Annotated in this window: 17 protein-coding genes; 8 read left to right on the top strand and 9 right to left on the bottom strand. The window is 61.4% G+C overall.

Translation table 11 applies throughout. The features are described from left to right. Window positions 1–27: 27 nt before the first annotated feature. From ACI2KB_RS20805 to ACI2KB_RS20775, 7 genes are all read right to left on the bottom strand, one after another. On the bottom strand, window positions 28–1,038 hold the full coding sequence (locus ACI2KB_RS20805) for a chemotaxis response regulator protein-glutamate methylesterase (RefSeq protein ID WP_404637432.1): 1,011 nt from the start codon (window positions 1,036–1,038) through the stop codon (window positions 28–30). Continuing rightward, window positions 1,035–3,416, bottom strand: a complete 2,382-nt coding sequence (locus ACI2KB_RS20800; RefSeq protein ID WP_404637430.1) for a hybrid sensor histidine kinase/response regulator — start codon at window positions 3,414–3,416, stop codon at window positions 1,035–1,037. Before ACI2KB_RS20800 ends, ACI2KB_RS20805 begins: the two co-directional genes overlap by 4 nt. Further along, window positions 3,413–4,096 (bottom strand): chemotaxis protein CheW, encoded by a 684-nt coding sequence (locus tag ACI2KB_RS20795; protein WP_404637428.1) that lies wholly within the window; start codon window positions 4,094–4,096, stop codon window positions 3,413–3,415. The genes ACI2KB_RS20800 and ACI2KB_RS20795 overlap by 4 nt, the downstream gene beginning before the upstream one ends. Then, window positions 4,093–5,397, bottom strand: coding sequence for a CheR family methyltransferase (locus ACI2KB_RS20790; protein ID WP_404637426.1), 1,305 nt, complete (start codon window positions 5,395–5,397; stop codon window positions 4,093–4,095). Before ACI2KB_RS20790 ends, ACI2KB_RS20795 begins: the two co-directional genes overlap by 4 nt. Continuing rightward, the gene (locus tag ACI2KB_RS20785) at window positions 5,394–5,930 is read right to left on the bottom strand and encodes a chemotaxis protein CheW (RefSeq protein WP_404637424.1); all 537 of its coding nucleotides are present in this window, start codon (window positions 5,928–5,930) and stop codon (window positions 5,394–5,396) included. The genes ACI2KB_RS20790 and ACI2KB_RS20785 overlap by 4 nt, the downstream gene beginning before the upstream one ends. Window positions 5,931–5,937: 7 nt before the next feature. Beyond that, the gene (locus ACI2KB_RS20780; protein WP_404637422.1) at window positions 5,938–7,560 is read right to left on the bottom strand and encodes a methyl-accepting chemotaxis protein; all 1,623 of its coding nucleotides are present in this window, start codon (window positions 7,558–7,560) and stop codon (window positions 5,938–5,940) included. Window positions 7,561–7,941: 381 nt separating this feature from the next. After that, entirely contained in the window at window positions 7,942–8,676 is a 735-nt protein-coding gene (locus tag ACI2KB_RS20775) for a tellurite resistance TerB family protein (protein ID WP_404637420.1), read from the bottom strand. A 166-nt stretch (window positions 8,677–8,842) separates the two neighbouring features. Here ACI2KB_RS20775 and ACI2KB_RS20770 point away from each other — a divergent pair, with 166 nt between their 5' ends. The 8 genes from ACI2KB_RS20770 to ACI2KB_RS20735 all read left to right on the top strand — a co-directional run bounded on the left by ACI2KB_RS20770 (window position 8,843) and on the right by ACI2KB_RS20735 (window position 19,755). Beyond that, window positions 8,843–9,757, top strand: a complete 915-nt coding sequence (locus ACI2KB_RS20770; protein ID WP_404637418.1) for a LysR substrate-binding domain-containing protein — start codon at window positions 8,843–8,845, stop codon at window positions 9,755–9,757. 250 nt (window positions 9,758–10,007) lie between these two features. Then, window positions 10,008–11,468 (top strand): gamma-aminobutyraldehyde dehydrogenase, encoded by a 1,461-nt coding sequence (locus tag ACI2KB_RS20765; RefSeq protein WP_404637416.1) that lies wholly within the window; start codon window positions 10,008–10,010, stop codon window positions 11,466–11,468. Window positions 11,469–11,556: 88 nt separating this feature from the next. Then, the gene (ydcS, locus tag ACI2KB_RS20760) at window positions 11,557–12,708 is read left to right on the top strand and encodes a putative ABC transporter substrate-binding protein YdcS (RefSeq protein ID WP_404637414.1); all 1,152 of its coding nucleotides are present in this window, start codon (window positions 11,557–11,559) and stop codon (window positions 12,706–12,708) included. Between the two features lie 184 nt (window positions 12,709–12,892). Next, complete coding sequence (locus tag ACI2KB_RS20755; protein ID WP_404637412.1) at window positions 12,893–13,930, top strand: ABC transporter ATP-binding protein; 1,038 nt, start codon at window positions 12,893–12,895, stop codon at window positions 13,928–13,930. A 31-nt stretch (window positions 13,931–13,961) separates the two neighbouring features. Beyond that, window positions 13,962–14,882: an ABC transporter permease gene (locus ACI2KB_RS20750; RefSeq protein ID WP_404637562.1), complete on the top strand. Its 921-nt coding sequence runs from the start codon at window positions 13,962–13,964 to the stop codon at window positions 14,880–14,882. After that, window positions 14,872–15,702, top strand: a complete 831-nt coding sequence (locus ACI2KB_RS20745) for an ABC transporter permease (RefSeq protein ID WP_404637410.1) — start codon at window positions 14,872–14,874, stop codon at window positions 15,700–15,702. Before ACI2KB_RS20750 ends, ACI2KB_RS20745 begins: the two co-directional genes overlap by 11 nt. Window positions 15,703–15,903: 201 nt before the next feature. Next, entirely contained in the window at window positions 15,904–17,328 is a 1,425-nt protein-coding gene (locus ACI2KB_RS20740; RefSeq protein ID WP_404637408.1) for a gamma-aminobutyraldehyde dehydrogenase, read from the top strand. Between the two features lie 414 nt (window positions 17,329–17,742). Continuing rightward, a complete protein-coding gene (locus ACI2KB_RS20735) occupies window positions 17,743–19,755 on the top strand; it encodes a response regulator (protein WP_404637560.1) in 2,013 nt (670 codons plus the stop codon). 102 nt (window positions 19,756–19,857) lie between these two features. Here ACI2KB_RS20735 and ACI2KB_RS20730 read toward each other — a convergent pair whose 3' ends face one another. Both ACI2KB_RS20730 and recJ read right to left on the bottom strand, forming a co-directional pair. Then, window positions 19,858–20,964 (bottom strand): NADH:flavin oxidoreductase/NADH oxidase, encoded by a 1,107-nt coding sequence (locus ACI2KB_RS20730; RefSeq protein ID WP_404637406.1) that lies wholly within the window; start codon window positions 20,962–20,964, stop codon window positions 19,858–19,860. A 92-nt stretch (window positions 20,965–21,056) separates the two neighbouring features. Further along, the gene (recJ, locus tag ACI2KB_RS20725; RefSeq protein ID WP_404637404.1) at window positions 21,057–22,772 is read right to left on the bottom strand and encodes a single-stranded-DNA-specific exonuclease RecJ; all 1,716 of its coding nucleotides are present in this window, start codon (window positions 22,770–22,772) and stop codon (window positions 21,057–21,059) included. Window positions 22,773–22,816: the final 44 nt, after the last annotated feature.

Raw genomic sequence — 22,816 nt, 5'->3', positions numbered from 1 at the left:
AGCCGGGCTGTGAAATCACCTGGAAATTCATTGGGTAAAAGCCTCGTTCAAGCGAGACGCGATGCTGTCCAGCGGGCGAATCTCCATGGCGGCGTCAATCGCGGCTGCCGCTTTGGGCATGCCGTAAACCGCACAGCTTTGCTGATCCTGGGCGATGGTGAGAAACCCGCGCTGACGCATCAGCTTGAGTCCCTGGGCACCATCCCGGCCCATACCTGTCAACAGAACACCCACCGCATCACTGTTCCAATAGGTCGCTACGCTCTCGAAGAAGACGTCAATCGAGGGCCTGTAGATCTCGTTAACCGGCTCGGCGGTGTATGCCAGCGTGCCGTTTTTCAACAATCGAATATGGTGATTGGTGCCTGCCAAGAGCACGGCACCGGGTTGAGGCGGTTCGCCATCACGGGCTAATCGTACTGCGAGTCCCGATGAACTGCTCAACCATTGTGCCATTCCAGCCGCAAACACCTGATCCACGTGCTGAACCAGCACGATAGCCGCCGGGAAACTCTTCGGCAGGCCCTTGAGCAGCACTTCCAGCGCAGCCGGTCCACCTGCGGACGATCCAATGGCAACCAGCCCTTGCCGTTGCGCGGCTTCGCGCACCGGTGGCGGCGCCTGTTTGACCCGGCTGTCACGCTGGCCGATGAGCCAGCCTATATTAAGTATCTTGCGTAACAAAGGTGCGGCGGCTTCTTGCGGGTTGCCCGCGCCAATCGCCGGGGTGTCCACGACGTCTAGCGCACCGTGGCCCATGGCTTCGAAGACGCGATGCACGTTCTGCTCGCGATCCACCGTCACGATCACGATGGCACAGGGCGTGGCCGCCATGATGCGTCGCGTGGCCTCGACGCCGTCCATCACCGGCATGATCAGGTCCATCAGGATCAGGTCCGGCGTCAGCTCGGCGCAGCATTGCACCGCCTCCGCGCCGTTGCTCGCCACCCACACCACTTGATGCGCAGGCTCGAACGCCAACGCACGGCGCAGAGCCTCGACAGCCATGGGCATGTCGTTGACGATGGCGATCTTCATCCCTGCGCATCTCCTATGAGTTCAACGACCGCATCGAGCAATGCGTCGTCATGAAAACTGGCCTTAGCCAGATAATAGTCGGCGCCAGCATCAAGCCCGCGTCGGCGGTCTTCTTCACGATCCTTGTACGACACCACCATCACCGGCAGCGACTGCAACCGGCTGTCGCGTCGTAACAGGGTGACCAGCTCGATGCCGTCCATGCGCGGCATGTCGATGTCGGTGATCAGCAGGTCGAAATCCTCGGCACGCAGGGCGTTCCAGCCGTCCATGCCATCCACCGCCACCGCCACTTCATAACCGCGACTGAGCAGCAGCTTGCGCTCCAGTTCGCGCACCGTTAGAGAGTCGTCCACCACCAGCACGCGTTTGCGCGATTGTGCGTCGGCCTGGCGATTGCGCCGGTCGATGCGCTCCAGACGTCCGGTGTTGAGCAGTTTTTCCACCGAGCGCAGCATGTCTTCGACGTCGATGATCAGCACCGCCGAACCGTCGTCCAGCAACGCGCCAGCGGAAATGTCCTGAACCTTGCCCAGACGCGGGTCCAGCGGCAGCACCACCAGCGTGCGCTCGCCGATGAAGCGCTCGACCGCCACGCCATACACCGCGTCGCGCTCGCGAATGATCACGACCTTGAGCACATCGGCGCTGTCCTGGCTGGCCGGGCGATTGAGCAACTGGCTGGCCGCGACCAGACCGACGTGCCGCTCTTCGTGCCAGAAATGCTGACGACCTTCCAGTTGCACGATTTCGTCGGCCTGCACATCGCGCATGCGTTCGATGTGCGCCAGCGGAAAGGCATAGGCCTCTCCGCCCACTTCGACGACCAGACTGCGCACCACCGACAGCGTCAACGGCACTTCAAGATGGAAGCGACTGCCCTGCCCCGCCTGCTGGTGCAAATCAACACCGCCGCGCAGTTGCCGGACCATGTGCAACACCGCATCCAGCCCCACGCCTCGGCCCGAGACTTCGGTGACCTTGTCGCGCATGCTGAAACCAGGCAGGAACAGGAAACTCAACAGCTCTTCTTCGCTCAACTGCGCTGCGGTTTCTTCCGGCGATAATTTGCGCGCGATGATACTGCGACGCAGCTTCTCCAGATCGACACCCGCGCCGTCGTCGATCAGTTCCACGACCAATAGCCCGGCCTGATGGGAGGCCTTGAGCTGAATCAGACCTTCGGCGGGCTTGCCGCTGGCCAGGCGTTGTTCGGGCAACTCGATGCCATGATCCACCGCGTTACGCAGCAAGTGAGTCAGCGGCGCTTCAAGTTTCTCCAGCACATCGCGGTCGACCTGGGTTTTCTCACCTTCGATTTCCAGGCGCACCTGTTTACCCAGCGAGCGCCCCAGGTCGCGCACCATGCGTGCCTGACCGGCCAATACATCGGCGAACGGGCGCATGCGACACGCCAGTGCGGTGTCATACAGCAGTTGCGCGCGCTGGCTGGCCTGCCAGCCGAATTCGTCCAGGTCCGCCGTCTGCTGAATCAGCAAATGCTGCGCTTCGCTCAACAGACGACGGGCCTCATCCAGTGCTTTCTGGGCGTCCGGATCGACATTGGCGTCGAGCAGCGCTTCCAGATTATCCAGCGCCCGGCTGGCCCCCATCTGTGAACGTTTGACCCGTTGCATGGCGGTCAGATACGGCTTGAGCCGCTGGGTCTCGACCAGCGATTTGCTCGACAGGTCCAGCAGGTTGTTCAAACGCTCGGCGGTGACCCGCAGGACCCGCTCGCCGCCTTCAGCCACCCGCCGCTCACGATGCCGCTCGGTTTTCGGTGAAGCATCTTCTTCACTTTCCGCGACAACGGGCGGCGTCGGCGCAGGGGGTTCCACGACGAGGGGGGGCTCAATCGCCGCAGGCTCGGGAACGAGCGGCGCATGAGCGGATTGCACCGACTCCACCAATGCCTGGGCATTGGCCCGCAGCAAATCCTCCATCGAGGGTTCGGCGGACGGCGCCGCAGCCGCATGATGAGCGCCCGGCTTGATCAAGTCGTTCATCAGGGCCACATAGCCATCCACGTCACCCTGACCCACGCTGCTTTCGCCCGGCGTGGCGATGCGCATCAACATGTCGGTGCCCATCAACAACGCGTCGATGTGTTCGGGCTTCAGGTGCAGACGCCCTGTCTGGGCTTCCACAAGACAGTCTTCCATGACGTGGGAAACGCTGACGCCCGCATTGACCCCGACAATCCGCGCCGCGCCCTTGAGCGAGTGGGCTGCACGCATGCAGGCTTCCAGTTGGTCGGCCTGGGTCGGGTTGCGTTCGAGGGCGAGCAGGCCTGCGCTCAACACTTGAGTCTGCGCTTCGGCTTCCAGCGTGAAGAGTTCGAACAGCGAGGCGTCGCGCATTTGATCGGGCGTCATGTCAGGCTCCGGTTCACTGCCGACAACAGGTGTTCTTCATCCAGCAGGCGCAGGCTGCGGTTTTTCCACTGCACAACCCCCTTGGTGAATCGGGCATTGGTGTTCTGTGCGGGGACGGATGCGGCGTCCAGCAACCGCGCTTCGATGGCGTGGATACCGTCGACCTCATCCACCGGCACCACCACCGGGCCGCCCTCCGCGGCGACGATCAGCATACGCGGCATAACTCGACCAGTGCTGACAGGGGCGAACGAAACGTCCAGCCCGAGCAGCTCGACAAACGACAGGCAGGCCACCAGCGCGCCACGCACGTTAGCGACACCGAGCAAGGCGCGTGAACGCTGGTGGGGCAACGAATGAATCGACTGGACGGGCGAGACTTCCACCAGACACCGGGTCGGCAAACCGAGCCATTCTTCACCGAGGCGAAAGACCACCAGCGAGCGGGTCTTGACGTCGCTGTCCAGCTCGTCGCTTTGCGCCACGGCCCGGTGCTCTTGAGCGAGCGCATAACGGTCCAGCAAACGGGTGGCGGCGGCGGAATACACCGAGCAGTTGCGGCAATGGATGTGATCGGCCAGCAACGGGCAGGAACGGTCGCCGTGAATGCCGATACGGTTCCAGCAATCGTCGATGGCCTGGGCGTCGTCGCTGATCAATTCACTGTGTACGCCGGTCATCGACTACGTCCTTCTTTGTTCACACCACGTGCGGCGCGCTCTTGCAGACGGCGGGCTCCGGCGCTGTCGCCTTGCGCAGCCAACAGGGCCGCCAGTTGCGCCAGCGCCTCGGGGTGCTGGGGTTCCAGATACAGCGCCTTGCGGTAAAAGCCCTGAGCGCCGATGACATCACCGCCCACTTCACTGAGCAGACCCAGCCAATAGAAAACCGAGGCCACCGGTTCATAGCGTTTCAGGTATTGCTCGCAGGCCAGTTTGGCCTCCGCGCTTTTGCCTTCGTTGGCCAGTTGTTTGATGCTGTTCAACAGGGTCGCCGCCTCGCCGGTCGAGACAGGCGCTGGCGGTGCCGGGCTGCGCGTCGTAGCGGGTGTGGACGCAAAAGGCCTCGTGACAGGCTTGGACCGTGGGGACGGTGCCGGTTTGCTGCTGACCGATGGCGCAAGAGTTGGCGACACAGGCGGCAGCGGCGCAGCGGGTTGAGCTGCAAAAGGGTCCGCCACAGGTTCCGAGCGGTGACGGAACGCGAACGACTGGGGAATCCCGATGGAGGCCATGCCCATGCGCCCCAACAGGCTGCCTTCAGCGGGACCGATGAACAGCAGGCCGTCCTCGCGGGTCATCCGCTTCAACGCCTCGAAGCCCTGACGTTGAGTGTCGACGTCGAAGTAGATCAACAGGTTGCGGCAGAACACGAAATCATAGGCCGATTGCGCCACCAGCAAGTTCGGGTCGAGCAAATTGCCGGTCTGAAAACTGACCCGCTCACGCACCTTCTCGTTGACGAGGTAGCCCTCGTCGACCTGGCTGAAGTAGCGGTCACGAAAACTCAATTGATCGCCACGAAAGGAATTCTTGCCATACACCGCACTTCGCGCCCGTTGCAGCGACAGCGGGCTGATGTCCACGGCTTCGACTTTGAATTGCTGCGGTTGCAACCCGGCGTCGAACAGGGCCATGACAATCGAGTACGGCTCTTCGCCGGTCGAGCATGGCAGGCTGAGAATGCGTAATGGGCGAACGCCACTCAACTGGACGACCCGTGCGGCAGCGAGCTTGCCGAGGGTGCCGAAGGATTCCGGGTAACGGAAAAACCAGGTCTCCGGCACGATCACCGCTTCGATCAGCGCTTGCTGTTCGTCAGCCGAGCTTTGCAGCAGTTGCCAATAGGCATCGGCGGTGTCCGCCTTGACGCTGGTGCAGCGCTGACGCACCGCCCGCTCGATGATGGCCTCGCCCACAGACGCAACGTCCAGACCGATGCGGCTCTTGAGGAAGGCGAAGAAACGCGCATCGGAACTCATGGCATGGACTCAAGGGCTGCAAGGTCCATGGGCTGGGCGGGAAACAGCATGTCCCGCACATCATCGGTGAGCAGGTCCTGTACTCGAATCCATTGCAACAACCCAAGAGCGTCTTCGCGCACAGGCCCCAAGTACGGCGCTTCGCGGTTGTCCAGACCATAGGCCTTGAACTCATCGACGGCGCAACGCAAGGTATCCGTCGCGTGTTCGAGAACCAGCCCCAGACGCTGCGACGGGCGATCGCCCCCCATCCGGTAATGCACCAGCACCACGCGCGTGCTGGTGCGCAGCGGCGCCGGCTCGCCAAAGGTCAGCGCGCTCAGGTCAATGACCGGCACCACTGCGCCCCGATGGGCAAAAACGCCTGCGACCCAGTGCGGCGCCCGCGCAATGGGTTTGAGCATCAGACGAGGCAGGACTTCGGCGACCTCGGCTGCCTCCAGCGCATAACGCTCCGTCCCGATGCGAAACAGCAGGAACAGTTTGTTCTTGGGCACGACGGCCGTGCCGCGCTTGGCTGAATGCTCGGTCATGGCCCGATCAGACCTTGAATCGCGAAACGCCGCTGCGCAGACCTACCGCCACCTGACTCAGTTCGTCGATGGCAAAACTGGCCTGACGCAAGGACTCCACCGTCTGGCTGCTGGCATCGCCCAACTGCACCAGCGCCTGGTTGATCTGCTCGGCGCCCGTGGCCTGGGCCTGCATACCTTCGTTGACCATCAACACCCGCGGCGCCAGCGCCTGTACCTGGTGGATGATCTGCGAAAGCTGCTCACCGACCTGCGTCACCTCGAACATGCCGCGACGCACTTCTTCAGAGAATTTGTCCATGCCCATCACGCCCGCCGACACCGCTGACTGGATCTCGCGGACCATCTGTTCGATGTCATACGTGGCGACCGCCGTCTGATCAGCCAGACGACGCACCTCGGTGGCGACCACCGCAAAACCACGACCATATTCGCCGGCTTTCTCGGCTTCGATCGCCGCGTTGAGGGACAGCAGGTTCGTCTGGTCGGCGACCTTGACGATGGTCACGACCACCTGATTGATGTTGCCCGCCTTCTCATTGAGGATCGCGAGCTTGGAGTTCACCAAATCCGCCGCGCCCATCACCGAATGCATGGTTTCTTCCATGCGCGCCAGGCCTTGCTGGCCGGAACCGGCGAGGATCGAAGCCTGATCGGCGGCCGACGTCACCTCGGTCATGGTGCGCACCAGATCGCGAGAGGTGGCGGCGATTTCCCGCGAGGTCGCACCAATTTCCGTGGTGGTCGCAGCGGTTTCGGTGGCCGTGGCCTGCTGCTGTTTGGACGTGGCGGCAATCTCGGTGACCGAGGTGGTGACCTGCACCGACGAACGCTGCGCCTGGGACACCAGCGCCGCCAGCTCGGTGACCATGTCGTTGAATCCGGTCTGCACCGAATCGAATTCGTCCTTGCGCTCCAGGTTCAGGCGGCTGCTCAAGTCACCCGTGCGCATGACCTCCAGAATGTGCACGATGCGGTTCATCGGCGCCAGAATCGCCCGCATCAGCAGCAAACCGCAGGCAGCGGCTGCAAGGACGGCAAGCACCAGGGAAATGCTCAGCGTGACTTTGGCGCTGGAGACAGCGGTCTGAATATTGTCAGACGCGCGGTCCGCATTGACCTTGTTCTTGGTACCCAAGGCATTGAGCATCTTGCGGCCGTCAAACCACATCGGGGTCAACTGCTCGGTAAAAATGCGTTGCGCCAAGGCATAGTTGTCGCCCTGATAGGCCGCCAGAATGCCATTAAGGACCAGACCATAACGTTCCCGCAGTTGCAGGAACTGCGCGAAATCATTGCGATCGGTCTCTTCGAAAATACTCTTTTGATAGGCGGATATCTGCGCTTGCAGACGGTCCTCGAACTCTTTGTATTGGTCTTCTTCAGCGTTGGTCAGCGCACGCCCTGCGCCTTCAGCGAGCAACTGCTGGGTACGCACATAACTTTCAACCCATGCCCCACGCACCGTGCTGCTGTAATAGACGCCCGGCAACGCGTCGAGACGCACCTCATCGCCGCTGCTTTCAATCACTAGCAACCGGTTGAAAGCCACAATCACCATCAGCAGCATGATGGCGATGATGACAGCGAAGCTCGCCAAAATACGTTGACGCAACGTCCAGTTCTTCACAGTCAGCCCTCAAGAGTTCAACACCGGCAAAAACCGGGTTCAAGAAGCGGACCGACAGACGGCCCAACGCGAGCGGAGTATAGCCTAGTGCCTTACTGTTTAAACGGGCTGTTTCCGACATGACTTACGTAATAACGCACACATATAGCGTAAATGTCAGACGGGTTATCGGCAGATGGGAAAGTGTGTTTGATAGTGGACTGCCAACCTGTCAAAAATCGTCCGGCGTTCAGACCGCGCTGTCGATCATCGAGCACTGTAGCTGTTGGAGTGAGCTTGCTCACGATTTCGGTCTGTCGTCATAGCGGCAGTGACTGACCGGATGCCATCGTGAGCAAGCTCACTCCCACAGGTATGAATACCGACTTTGTGCGGTGCCGTTTATTGCTGTGCCTGGCGAACCTGATTTTCCAGCTCGGCTTTCAAGCCCGGCGCCAGCTTCAGTTGCTTCGCCAGCTCATCCAGATACGCCCGCTCCATGAAATGCTCCTCATCCACCATCATCACGCTGGCCAGGTACATCTCGGCAGCGATTTCCGGGGTATGGGCCGCGCGGGCGACTTCGGCAGGGTCCAGCGGTTTGTTCAGTTCGGTGTGCAGCCAGTGCTGTAATTCCTGATCGCCAGTCAGGCGGGTGAACTCGCCTTCTAACAACTGCCGTTCGTAGTCATCTACGTGGCCGTCCGCCTTGGCCGCCGCCACCAACGCCCGAAGGATCGCCTCACTGTGCTGCTCGACCTGCGCCGGTGGCACGCGGTCTACGGTTTGTGGCTGACTCGGCCCGGCACCCGCTTGATTCGCCTGCCAGTTGCCGTAGGCCTTGTAGGCGAGTACGCCCAGCGCCGCCAGGCCGCCATAGGTCACGACCTTGCCGCCGATCTTGCGCGCGCTCTTGTTGCCCAGCAACAGCCCCATCGCACCCGCTGCCAGCGCCCCGCCGCCCGCGCCGGACAGAAATCCGCCCAGATTGCCGCCCCCCATTTTGCCCAGTAAATCGCCAAGCCCGCCCTGGCTGCCTTGGCGTTGAGATTCGGAACGAGCCGGTTTGCCTGCCGTGTTCTGCAACAGGTCCTGACCGGATTTCAACAGCTGATCGAGCAAGCCTCGGGTATTCATGGGCACCTCCTGAAAACAGATAAACAGTCCGACCCGCAGGTTAAGTCGAAGTCGTCAGGTGTCGTTTTCGGGTGTGCTTCTGGATGTTGCAGGTCAGTCACCAGCCATTCAGTAAAAACGATATACACTCGCTACATTCTAAAAAATCACGCGAGCCGCGCCCTTCATGATGACGCTACGCCAGATTCGCCATTTCATTGCGGTGGCCGAAACAGGGTCGATATCAGCCGCTGCACAAGCGGTGTTCATTTCCCAGTCCACCCTGACGCTGGCCATTCAGCAATTGGAGGAGGAAATCGGCGTCACCCTGTTCAGTCGTCATGCCAAGGGCATGACCCTGACTCACCAAGGGCATCAGTTTCTGCGTCAGGCGCACCTGATTCTGGCCACCGTCGAAAACGCCAAACGCAGCCTGCAACAAGGCGCTGAACAAGTGGCCGGGCAATTGGTGATCGGCGTGACCAGTCTCGTCGCGGGTTACTACCTCGCCGACCTGCTGACCCGCTTTCAGCGCGCCTATCCCAACGTCGACATTCGCGTGATGGAAGACGAGCGGCCTTACATCGAGCATCTGCTGGTCAGTGGCGAGATCGACATTGGCGTGTTGATTCTCTCCAACCTGGAAGACCGTCATGCCTTGCAGACCGAGGTATTGACCCACTCGCCCTATCGGCTTTGGCTGCCTGCTCAGCATCCGCTGCTGGAGCACGACAACATCAACCTCGCCGATGTCGCCTGCGAGCCGCTGATTCAACTGAATGTCGACGAGATGGGCAGCAACGCACAGCGCATTTGGTCCCGCGCGGGGCTGCAGCCGAAAGTCGGCCTGCGTACGGCCTCAACGGAAGCAGTGCGCAGTCTTGTGGCGGCCGGCCTGGGTGTGTCGATTCAGCCGGACATGACCTATCGCCCCTGGTCGCTGGAAGGCGACATCATTGAAGCCCGCCCTATCGCCGACTTGACCCAAACGCTGGACGTGGGCTTGGCGTGGCGTCGAGGCACCGCACGGCCTTCATTGGTTGATCCCTTCCTGAGCGTCGCCCGAGAACAGCCTCACCCGGGACGCAAGCCATCGATTTAATCGAATGGAGGTTTCAGTATTTAGAATTTGTCGACCACTGAAGGGGGCACTAGGCTCTGAGGATTGGGAGCCAATTGTTTCTGAATACAACGGCCAGCAGACCCGCGCACAGTGATGACGCCATCGCGAGCAAGCTCACTCCTACAGGGAGGATGCGCACTTCTGTAGGAGTGAGCTTGCTCGCGATGGCAATTTCCGCGGCGCCAACGATTTAGATACAGAAAGAAATCGACACAAGGAAGCTCGAACCATGGCAGGCGGCGCGAACCCTCAATTCCTCACCTCACTGCTGATCGACGGTGAACTGATCGCAGGCCAGGGGTTTGTCGAGCCGATCCTCAATCCGGCCACGGGCGAGGTGTTGACCCACATCGCCGAAGCCAGCACGGATCAGGTCGAAACCGCGATTCTGGCGGCCAACCGCGCCTTCGCCGAATGGTCGCGCACCACACCGCAACAACGCGCCCACGTGCTGCTGAGCATCGCCGATGCCATCGAAAAGAACGCTGATCACCTCGCCCAACTGGAAGCGCTGAATTGCGGCAAACCTTTGCATCTCGCGCTTCAGGACGACCTGACCGCCACCGTCGACGTGTTCCGCTTCTTTGCCGGAGCAGTGCGTTGCCAGACCGGGCAACTGGCCGGTGAATACGTACCTGGGTACACCAGCATGGTGCGGCGCGACGCCATTGGTGTAGTGGCGTCTATTGCGCCGTGGAATTACCCGATCATGATGGCCGCGTGGAAAATCGCCCCGGCATTGGCCGCAGGGAACACGCTGGTATTCAAACCCTCGGAACACACCCCCCTCTCGATTCTCGCGCTCGCCCCGCTGCTCGCTGACCGCCTGCCCAAGGGCGTGATCAACATCGTTTGCGGCGGTGGTGAAGGCGTGGGCAGTCATTTGGTCAGCCACCCGAAAGTGCGGATGGTGTCGCTGACCGGGGATATCGTCACCGGCCAGAAGATCCTTCAGGCCGCTGCCAAAACCCTTAAACGCACCCACCTTGAGCTGGGCGGTAAGGCCCCGGTGATCGTCTGCAACGATGCCGACATCGCCGCAGTGGTCGAGGGCGTGCGCACCTATGGCTATTACAACGCGGGCCAGGATTGCACCGCCGCCTGCCGAATCTACGCCCAGGCCGAGATCCATGACAAATTGGTCGCCGAACTCGGCAGCGCTGTCAGCAGCCTGCGCTTTGCGGGCAAGCGCGATGCCGACAACGAGATCGGCCCGCTGATCAGCACCCGCCAACGCGACCGCGTGGCCAGCTTTGTCGAGCGTGCACTGAGCCAGCCGCACATTGAGCGCATCACGGGCGCTGCCGTGCATTCCGGCCCCGGCTTTTTCTACCAGCCGACGCTGCTCGCAGGCTGCAAACAGAACGATGAAATCGTCCAGCGCGAGGTGTTCGGGCCGGTGGTGACCGTCACCCGTTTCGACGAACTGTCACAGGCCGTGGAGTGGGCCAACGACTCCGAATACGGCCTGGCCTCGTCGATCTGGACCCGGAATCTGGACAAGGCCATGCAGGTGGCAGCCCGGCTGCAATATGGCTGCACCTGGATCAACAGCCACTTCATGCTGACCAGCGAAATGCCCCACGGCGGCTTGAAGCGCTCAGGCTACGGCAAGGATTTGTCCAGTGATTCGCTTCAGGACTACAGCGTGGTCCGCCACATCATGGCCCGAAGCAGCTACGAGCTGTGAATTTCAAGCGTCAAGCGAACGCTATAAAAACAGCGATACCCTGAGATTTTGTTCTGCCGAAAAAAACATCAATAACGAGGTGAACCCTATGTCGTTTCAAAAAACCGCGCTCTTGGGCGCCATAGTGGCCGGATTGCTCTCAAGCGGCATGGTACAGGCGGCCGAAGTGCTCAAGTCTGTCGGCAATGGTGAAGGCCAACTGGATATCGTGGCGTGGCCGGGTTACATCGAACGGGGCGAGAGCGACAAAGCCTATGACTGGGTCACCGGCTTCGAAAAAGAGACCGGCTGCAAGGTCAACGTCAAAACCGCAGCGACCTCCGACGAGATGGTCAGCCTGATGACCAAGGGCGGCTACGACCTGGTGACCGCATCGGGCGATGCCTCGCTGCGTCTGGTAGCGGGCAAGCGTGTTCAGCCCATCAACACCGATCTGATCCCCAACTGGAAAACCCTCGACCCGCGCCTGAAAGACGGCCCGTGGTACACCGTCAACAAGCAGACTTACGGCACGCCCTATCAGTGGGGACCGAACGTGTTGATGTACAACACCAACGTGTTCAAGACCCCGCCTGTGAGCTGGAGCGTGGTGTTCGAACCGCAAGACCTGCCGGACGGCAAGCCGAACAAAGGCCGTGTGCAGGCTTATGACGGGCCAATCTACATCGCTGACGCGGCGCTGTACCTGAAGTCCGCCAAGCCGGAGCTGAAAATCGAAGACCCGTACCAGTTGACCGAGACCCAGTACAAGGCCGTGCTCGACCTGCTGCGCGCGCAACACCCGCTGGTGCACCGCTACTGGCATGACGCGACCGTGCAGATGAGCGACGTGAAAAACGAAGGTGTCGCCGCCTCAAGTTCGTGGGGCTACATGGTCAACGGCCTGGTGGCGGACAAACAGCCTGTCGCCTCGACCATCCCGCAGGAAGGCGCCACCGGTTGGGCTGACACCACCATGCTGCACGCCGAGGCCAAGCACCCGAACTGCGCGTACAAGTGGATGGACTGGTCGCTGCAACCGAAGGTGCAAGGTGACGTCGCCGCCTGGTTCGGCTCGCTGCCGGTCGTGCCTGCGGCGTGCAAGGGCAACGAGTTGCTGGGGGCCGAAGGTTGCGCCACCAACGGCTTCGACCTGTTCGACAAGATCGCCTTCTGGAAAACCCCACAGGCCGAAGGCGGCAAGTACGTGCCATACAGCCGCTGGACCCAGGATTACATCGCGATCATGGGTGGGCGGTAGCTATTTAACCCGCAGGTCAGACGCAATTCCTGTGGGAGCCGGCTTGGTGCGGGCGGCGTTCCGATGAATGCGGTCAGTCATTCAACATTGCAGTGCCTGACCTGACGCATTCGCCAGCAAGCCGGCTCCCACAAAGGCGACCGCGCAAGACTCCAGATCCCTGCTATCTCCAGAGTTTCCAATCATGACCCTTGCAGTCCAGTTCACCCACGTTTCCCGTCAGTTCGGCGATGTGAAGGCCGTTGACCGGGTTTCCATCGACATCAAGGACGGCGAGTTCTTTTCCATGCTGGGCCCGTCGGGCTCGGGCAAAACCACCTGCCTGCGCTTGATCGCAGGCTTCGAGCAACCCAGCGCAGGTTCGATCCGCATTCATGGCGAGGAAGCAGCAGGCCTGCCGCCGTACCAGCGCGACGTGAATACGGTGTTCCAGGATTACGCCCTGTTCCCCCACATGAACGTGCGTGACAACGTGGCCTATGGCCTGAAGGTCAAAGGCGTGGGCAAGAGCGAGCGCCTGACCCGCGCCGAAGAGGCGCTGAGCATGGTCGCCCTCGGCGGTTATGGCGATCGCAAACCGGTGCAGCTTTCCGGCGGCCAGCGCCAGCGTGTGGCGTTGGCACGTGCGCTGGTCAATCGCCCACGCGTCCTGTTACTCGACGAACCCCTTGGCGCCCTCGACCTCAAGTTGCGCGAGCAGATGCAGAGCGAGTTGAAGAAACTCCAGCGCCAACTGGGCATCACCTTCATTTTCGTGACCCACGACCAGACCGAAGCGTTGTCCATGTCAGACCGCGTCGCGGTGTTCAACAAGGGCCGCATCGAACAAGTCGACACCCCGCGCAACCTGTACATGAAACCGGCGACGCCGTTCGTTGCCGAGTTCGTCGGCACTTCCAACGTGCTGCGCGGCGAGCTGGCGCAGCAATTGAGCGGCAATGCCAATGCGTTCTCCATTCGACCCGAGCACATCCGCTTCGCTGAAGGCCCGGCGGGCAGTCATGAGATCGAAGTCAGCGGCTTGCTGCACGACATCCAGTATCAAGGCAGTGCGACCCGCTTCGAACTGATGCTGGATAACGGCCAGACCTTGAGTGTCAGCCAGCACAATACCCAATGGCTAGACACCAGCGCGCAACACCAGACCGGCCAGCGGGTCACCGCACGCTGGGCGCGTGAGGCGATGGTCGCGCTGCACGACCCTGTCACCGAGGCCCGCTGACATGAGCCAGACAGTCGCGCATTCAGCGCCGATGCCAGGGCTTTCGCCCCTGCGACGCCTCTCCAATCTGCTGTATCTACGGCCGAACCTGTACCTGTCGCTGCTATTGATCCCGCCGCTGCTGTGGTTCGGCGCGATCTATCTCGGTTCGCTGCTGGGCCTGCTGTGGCAAGGGTTTTACACCTTCGACGACTTCAGCATGACGGTCACCCCCGACCTGACCCTGACCAACTTCGCTGCGCTGTTCAACCCGGCCAACTTCGATGTGATCCAGCGCACCCTGACCATGGCCATCGCGGTGTCCATCGCCAGCGCCATCGTCGCCTTTCCCATCGCCTACTACATGGCGCGTTACACCACGGGCAAGACCAAGGCGTTTTTCTACATTGCGGTGATGATGCCGATGTGGGCCAGTTACATCGTCAAAGCCTATGCCTGGACGCTGTTGCTGGCCAAAGGCGGCGTGGCGCAGTGGTTCGTTCAGCACTTGGGGCTGGAACCGGTGTTGCAGGCGATTCTGGGGCTTCCCGGCGTCGGCGGCAGCACCCTGTCGACCTCCCATCTGGGGCGCTTTCTGGTATTCGTCTATATCTGGCTGCCGTTCATGATCCTGCCGATTCAGGCCTCACTTGAACGTCTGCCGCCGTCATTGCTGCAAGCCTCGGCGGATCTGGGCGCCACACCCCGGCAAACGTTCATGCAGGTGATTTTGCCGCTGTCGGTGCCGGGCATCGCAGCGGGTTCGATCTTCACCTTCTCGCTGACCTTGGGCGACTTCATCGTCCCCCAACTGATCGGCCCGCCGGGCTATTTCATTGGCAGCATGGTCTACGCCCAGCAAGGCGCCATTGGCAACATGCCCATGGCCGCCGCGTTCACGCTGGTGCCCATCGTGCTGATCGCCATTTACCTGTCCATCGTCAAACGACTGGGGGCTTTCGATGCGCTCTAAGCCTGTCATCAAGCAAGGCGATCAAGCCTCATGGGGCTTGAAGATCGCCGCCTGGGGCGGGCTGGTGTTTCTGCACTTCCCGATCCTGATCATCTTCATGTACGCCTTCAACACCGAAGACGCTGCGTTCAGCTTTCCACCACAGGGGTTCACTCTGAAGTGGTTCAGTGTGGCGTTTGCCCGGCCTGATGTGCTGGAAGCGATCAAGCTGTCGCTGCAGATCGCCTGCGTTGCCACCCTGATCGCGCTGGTGCTGGGCACGCTGGCCTCAGCGGCGTTGTACCGCCGGGACTTCTTCGGCAAGGACGGCATCTCACTGATGCTGATCCTGCCTATTGCCCTGCCCGGCATCATCACCGGGTTGGCGCTGCTGTCGGCGTTCAAGTCACTGGGCATCGAGCCGGGGATGTTCACCATCATCGTCGGCCATGCAACGTTCTGCGTGGTGATCGTCTACAACAACGTCATCGCCCGTTTGCGCCGCACCTCCCACAGCCTCATTGAGGCCTCGATGGATTTGGGCGCGGACGGTTGGCAGACCTTCCGCTACATCATCCTGCCGAACCTGGGTTCGGCGTTGCTGGCGGGTGGGATGCTGGCGTTCGCGTTGTCGTTCGACGAAATCATCGTCACCACCTTCACCGCAGGCCATGAACGCACGCTTCCGATCTGGTTGCTCAACCAACTCAGCCGCCCACGGGATGTGCCGGTGACCAACGTCGTCGCCATGCTGGTGATGATGGTGACCATGCTGCCGATCCTCGGCGCCTATTACCTGACCCGTGGCGGCGAAAGTGTGGCCGGTAGCGGCGGGAAATAATCCTTTTTTAAGGAACTACGCCAATCCCCTGTGGGAGCGAATTCATTCGCAATGGCGTCGGTACATTCGACACAACGCTGTCGCCTGGAATACCGATTCGCGAATGAACTCGCTCCCACAAGGGGCCCGATTTGAATCAATGCAGTAGCGACAGGCCAACGCGCCCGAAATACCCAACGGATCGAACAAGAGGACAACCCCATGCAAACCAAACTGCTGATCAATGGCCAACTGGTCGCCGGTGAAGGTCCCGCGCAACCCGTGTTCAACCCCGCACTGGGCCGTGTGCTGGTGGAGATCAATGAGGCCAGCGAAGGCCAGGTCGACACCGCCGTGCGCGCCGCCGATGCCGCGTTCGAGAGCTGGTCGCAGACCGCACCGAAAGACCGCTCGTTGCTGCTGCTGAAACTTGCCGATGCCATTGACACCAACGCCGAAGAACTGGCCAAACTGGAGTCGGACAACTGCGGCAAGCCTTACCACGCCGCGCTGAACGATGAACTGCCCGCGATTGCCGACGTGTTCCGCTTCTTCGCCGGGGCCAGCCGCTGCATGGGCGGCTCGGCGGCCGGTGAATACCTGCCGGGCCACACCTCAATGATCCGCCGCGACCCGGTAGGCGTGATCGCCTCGATTGCGCCGTGGAACTACCCGCTGATGATGGTCGCCTGGAAAATCGCCCCGGCCCTCGCCGCAGGCAATACCGTAGTGCTCAAGCCATCCGAACAAACCCCGCTGACCGCATTGCGCCTCATCGAATTGGCCAATGACATCTTCCCCGCAGGCGTGCTGAACCTGGTGTTCGGTCGCGGCCAGACTGTCGGCAACCCGTTGGTGACTCACCCGAAAGTGCGCATGGTCTCGCTGACCGGCTCCATCGCCACTGGCTCGCACATCATTTCCAGCACCGCCGACAGCGTCAAACGCATGCACATGGAGCTGGGCGGAAAAGCGCCGGTCATCATTTTCGACGACGCTGACATCGACGCCGCCGTCGAAGGCATTCGCACCTTCGGCTTCTACAACGCAGGCCAGGACTGCACCGCCGCTTGCCGTATTTACGCGCAGAAAGGCATCTACGAGAAGTTCGTGCAGAAACTCGGTGAAGCAGTCAGCACCATCAAAGTCGGCCTGCAGGATGACCCGAACACCGAACTCGGTCCGCTGATCACCGCCCAACATCGCGACCGCGTGACCGGCTTCGTCGAGCGCGCCGTCGCCCAGTCCCACACCCGCCTGATCACCGGCGGCAAAGCCATCGACGGCAATGGCTTCTTCTTCCAGCCAACGGTCATCGCCGATGTCCAGCAGGATGACGAAATCGTTCGCCGCGAGGTATTCGGACCTGTGGTGTCAGTCACTCAGTTCGACGATGAAGCGCAGGTGCTCGGCTGGGCCAACGATTCGGACTACGGCCTGGCCTCGTCGGTCTGGACCCAGGACGTCGGCCGCGCTCATCGCCTCTCGGCGCGCCTGCAATATGGCTGCACCTGGGTGAACACCCACTTCATGCTCGTCAGCGAAATGCCCCACGGCGGTCAGAAACTGTCCGGTTATGGCAAGGACATGTCCATGTACGGACTGGAGGACTACACCACCGTGCGGCATGTGATGTTCAAGCATTGAGCCTCCCTTGCCTGCGCTGATCAATCTGATCGTTCCCACGCTTCGCGTGGGGATGCCTCCACCAACGCTCCGCGTCCCAAGCGGACGCAGTGCGCCGAAAACAGCGTTACCACGCGGAGCGTGGGAACGATCAGAGTGATCTCAAAAAACTGATGAGAATTTGATATCACCACGCAACCCCTGTGCACTTCCATGGTCAACACCCTTGACGCTGCTTTGGATTGGCAGGGGCTTTTTGCTATTCGTTCGAGTAAGCACGAATCGCTCATCCAATCCATTCACCCTCAATTGGATAGAAAGGGTGAGGATTTTTCCGGTCCGGCTTCGTACACTGTCACCCCCTGACTGGAGCCTGCTTCGTTGACCAGATACCCCCGCTTCCCCGCAGGTGACAGTGAGGCCGCTCGCACCCTTATGGGAATCGACTGGAGCGAGACGTCGCTAGGCCCCATGGAGCAGTGGCCTGCCGCGCTGAAAGTGCACTTGAACCTGATCTTCAATTCTCCAGAGTCGATGTACGTACTCTGGGGTCCCGATCTGCTCTTCTTTCACAACGATGCCTATGCGCCCGTGCTCGGCCCTCGGGTGGAAAAGGCCATGGGCGCGCGGATGCAGGAGCTGTGGTCGGACGTATGGGATCAGGTGCTGCCCAATGTGGAAGACGCGCTGCGGGGTATCCCCTACCAATGCGAAGACCTGCCGTTGACAATGGCCCGTTACGGGGAAATCGAACGGACGTGGTGGTCATTCTCGTTCTCGCCCGTCATCGACGAGCAAAACGCTGTGGCCGGATTGCTGTGCATCACCAAGGAAACCACCAAACGCGTCCTGGACCAACGAGCATTAAAGGCCAGCGAACAGCGTCGGCTGGACCTGATCGCCAATCTGGAGCGCCAGGTGATCGAGCGCTCTCACGAACGCGGGCTGACGTGGCAAGTCAGCCCTGACCTGTTGTCGGTCATGACCGACGATTTGCGCTTCGAAACCACCAACCCCGCCTGGCGCTTGACCCTGGGCTGGTCCGATGACGAACTGTCGAAACGGGCGTTCATCGATCTGATCCATCCCGACGACGCCCCGCGCAGCCAGGAAGCGTTCGATGCCCTGAGCCACAACCATCCGGTTTTGAATCTGGAAAACCGCTACCGGCGCAAGGATGGCAGCTATCGCTGGCTGTCCTGGGTAGCGGTGCCGGAAGGCGGGAAGATGTACTGCAGCGCGCGGGACATCACCACCGAGAAACAGCAGGCCGATGCCCTGCGCGTGGCGGAGGACGCGTTGCGCCAATCGCAAAAAATGGAAGCGGTCGGGCAGTTGACCGGCGGACTGGCCCATGACTTCAACAACCTGCTGATGGGGGTCAGCGGCAACATCGAGCTGCTAAAAAACCGCGTCGCCAAGGGACGGACCGAGCATCTGGAGCGTTACATCGAATCGGCGCTTGAAGGCTCACGCAGAGCCGCTGCGTTGACCCATCGGCTGCTGGCGTTTTCGCGTCGTCAAACCCTGGACCCCAGACACACCGATATCGATCGACTCGTCGAGGGCATGGCCGACCTGATCCGGCGGACCGTCGGCCCCTCCATTGCCATGGATGTCATCGCCACAAGAGGGTTATGGGCGACACTGGTGGACCCCCACCAACTGGAAAACGCCCTGCTCAACTTGTGCCTTAACGCGCGCGACGCCATGCCGGATGGCGGTCAGTTGCTGATCGAAACCTGCAACAAAGAGCTCGACGCCGCCGAGGCACGGGACCTGGAATTGCCCGAAGGCCGCTACGTCGCGCTGTGCGTGAGCGACAACGGCAGCGGCATGAGCAGTGAAGTGGTCAAGCGGGCATTCGATCCCTTCTTCACCACCAAACCCATCGGGATGGGGACAGGCCTTGGGCTGTCGATGATCTACGGATTTGCCCGCCAGTCGGGGGGCGGTGTACAGATCAAATCGACCCTTGGACGAGGCTCGCAAATCTGCATTTATCTGCCCGCGCACTCCGATGTTCCAGTCGTCACCGAACACGCGCCCGTCCCGGATCCCGACGCTCGCCTGGGAGCAGGCGGGGAAACCGTTCTGGTGGTGGATGATGAACCGTCGGTACGGGTGCTGGTCGCTGAGGTGCTGACCGATCAGGGCTATCGTGTACTGGAAGCAGACACTGGGGCATCGGCGCTGGAAATCTTGAACACACGTCAGGCCATTGACCTGTTGGTGTCGGATGTTGGCTTGCCGGGCGGCATGAATGGTCGCCAACTGGCTGACGCCGCGCGCACGCTCCGGCCTGGTCTGAAAGTGTTGTTCGTCACCGGTTATGCCGAAAATGCCGCGCTGGACAAAGGACGGCTCGAACCGGGCATGCATGTGCTGACCAAGCCGTTTTCGATTCCGGCGCTCAGCGAGCGGGTGAAGGGATTGCTGGAAAACTGAGAACGTCCCCCCCCGTGGCAGTCCGGCTCGCCGGCGGTGGCGATTGTACGGACGCCACCGCCGACGAGCCGGACTGCTACAGAACTGACAACGCCAGACTGCTCAATCGCGCAAATCCGACTCATGAATCGGCTGATCCCGATGGGTCGCCCGCTGATACTGCGCAGGCCACACCGCCTGGCGCCCACCCAGATCATCATCGGCATGCAAGGGCCAATACGGATCACGCAACAGCTCGCGGGCCAAGAGAATCAAATCCGCCTGGCCAGTACGCAAAATCGTGTCGGCCTGATACGGCTCGGTGATCATGCCCACCGTCCCGGTGGCGATCCCCGACTCTCGCCGAACACGCCCCGCGAACTCGGTCTGATACCCCGGCCCCACTGGAATCTCGGCATTGGCCGCCGTGCCGCCCGATGACACGTCGATCAAGTCGGCACCAATGGCCTTGAGTCGTTTGGCCAGTTCGACCGTTTCATCCGGGTTCCAGCCGTCCTCGACCCAATCAGTGGCCGACACCCGCACGAACAACGGCAACTCCTGCGGCCAGACCTTGCGCACGGCTGCGGTGACTTCCAGTGTCAGGCGAATGCGATTCTCGAACGAGCCACCGTATTGATCACGCCGTTGGTTACTCAACGGCGACAAGAATTGATGCAACAGATAGCCGTGGGCCGCATGAATCTCCACCACCGAAAACCCTGCCGTCAGCGCCCGTTTTGCGGCATCGACGAAGGCCTGAATCACCGTCTTGATTTGAGTCTCGTCAAGCGGCGTGGGTTTGGTGTGCTGAGGGTCGAACGCGATTTCGGACGGCCCCCATGGCGTCCAGCCCCCCTCATCCGTGGGGATGCTGCCGTGCTTGCCCAGCCAAGGCCGCCATGTGCTGGCCTTGCGCCCGGCATGAGCCAGTTGAATACCGGCAACCGCACCTTGCGCGGTGATGAATCGGGTAATGCGTTGCAGCGGCGCGATCTGGTCATCGGACCAGATGCCGAGGTCTTCGGGGGTGATGCGGCCGTCGCGGGTCACTGCAGCAGCCTCAGTGAAAATCAACCCGGCGCCACCCACGGCACGACTGCCCAGGTGCACCAGATGCCAGTCATTGGCCAGGCCGTCGGCACAGCAGTACTGGCACATCGGCGACACCACGATGCGATTGCGCAGGGTCAGTTGACGGAAGGTGAAGGGTTCAAGCAGCAGGCTCATGGGCACCTCTCTCAAGTGGCGTTGGAAGGTCCGTTGTTCTGAACCTTGAGCCTAGTCGACAACCTGAGAGAAGTGACGTTCCTGCGGAAAAGTCAGCGCGGGGAAATATGCGCGACCAGCAATTGCACGGTTTCATTGCCACGGAACTCGTTCAGGTCCAGCTTGTACGCCAACTCGACCCAACGCACGGTCGGATTGGGCCAGACGTCCCGGTCCACGCTGAAGGCAATGCCATCGAGTCTGACGGTGCCACATTCGGTCCTGAGTACCATCTTCAGATGCCGCTCACCGACCACCCGCTGCTCCACCAACTGGAAAACGCCATGGAACAGCGGCTCAGGGAAATGCTGCCCCCAAGGCCCGGCATTGCGCAGCGCACGCGCCAGCTCCAGGTGAAACTCCTCGACCGCCAGCGTGCCGTCTGACAGCAGACGACCGGTCAAGTCTTCTTCCGTCAATTGGCGACGCACCTCGGCGTCGAAGGCCTCGGCGAACGCCGGGAAATTCTCGGCAGGCAGCGACAGGCCAGCAGCCATGGCGTGGCCACCGAACTTGCTGATCAAGGCAGGGTGCTTCGCTGCGACCGCGTCCAGCGCGTCGCGAATATGGAAACCGGGCACCGAACGCGCCGACCCTTTCAACACGCCCTCTCCAGCACTGGCGAACGCGATGGTCGGACGGTGGTAGCGCTCTTTGAGGCGCGAGGCGAGAATCCCGATCACGCCCTGATGCCACTCGGCTTCGTACAGGCACAGACCGAACGGCATCGACTCCACCGGCAGGTCTTTCAACTGGGCGAGCGCTTCGCGCTGCATGCCCTGCTCAATGGACTTGCGGTCCTGATTGAGTTCGTCCAGTTGAGTGGCCATTTCCCGGGCCAGGGTTTCATCGTCGCAGAGCAGGCATTCGATGCCCAGACTCATGTCGTCCAGACGACCCGCTGCGTTCAGGCGAGGCCCGAGGATGAACCCAAGATCGGTCGAGGTGATGCGCGAAGGGTCGCGACGGGCGACTTCCAGAATCGCCCGCAATCCCGGACGCGCGCGCCCTGCACGAATCCGCATCAGGCCCTGATGCACCAGAATGCGGTTGTTGGCGTCCAGAGGCACGACGTCGGCCACGCTGCCCAGCGCCACAAGATCCAGCAGTTCGCCCAGATTCGGCTGTGCCCGACCATTGGCCTCGAACCAGCCAATGTCGCGCAACCGCGCGCGCAGGGCCATCAGCACATAAAACATCACCCCCACCCCCGCCAGCGCCTTGCTCGGGAAGGTGCAGCCCGGTTGGTTGGGGTTGACGATGGCGTCAGCGGCAGGCAGCTCGTGGCCCGGCAAGTGGTGATCGGTGACCAATACCTGCAAACCCGCTGCCTTGGCCGCCGCAACGCCCTCGACACTGGAGATGCCGTTGTCTACGGTCATCAGGAGATCAGGCTGGCGCTCAAGGGCGACCTTGACGATTTCCGGAGTCAGGCCATAGCCATATTCGAAGCGGTTCGGCACCAGATAATCGACATGTGCCGCACCCAGCAAACGCAGGCCCAGAACGCCCACAGTGCTGGCCGTCGCGCCATCGGCATCAAAGTCGCCGACGATCAGGATGCGCTGGCGTTGTTGCAGAGCCGTCACCAGCAGACCCACAGCCGCATCGATGCCCTTGAGCTGCTGATACGGGATCAACCGCGCCAGGCCTTTGTCCAGTTCATCGGGTGACACGACGCCGCGCGAAGCATACAGGCGGGTCAACAGGGGCGGCAGATCGCCCAGAAATGGCAGGGTGTCGGGCAACTGGCGTGATTCGATGCGCATGCGGGTTCCGCTGATGTTCTTTGGTGTGAAGCGTGTTCAGGAAG

Origin of the sequence: Pseudomonas sp. NPDC088444 (genome assembly GCF_044900175.1) — a bacterium.
Lineage (GTDB): Bacteria > Pseudomonadota > Gammaproteobacteria > Pseudomonadales > Pseudomonadaceae > Aquipseudomonas.
The sequence above is the reverse complement of the archived record's forward strand: the minus strand, read 5'-3'. Positions and strand labels throughout refer to the sequence as shown.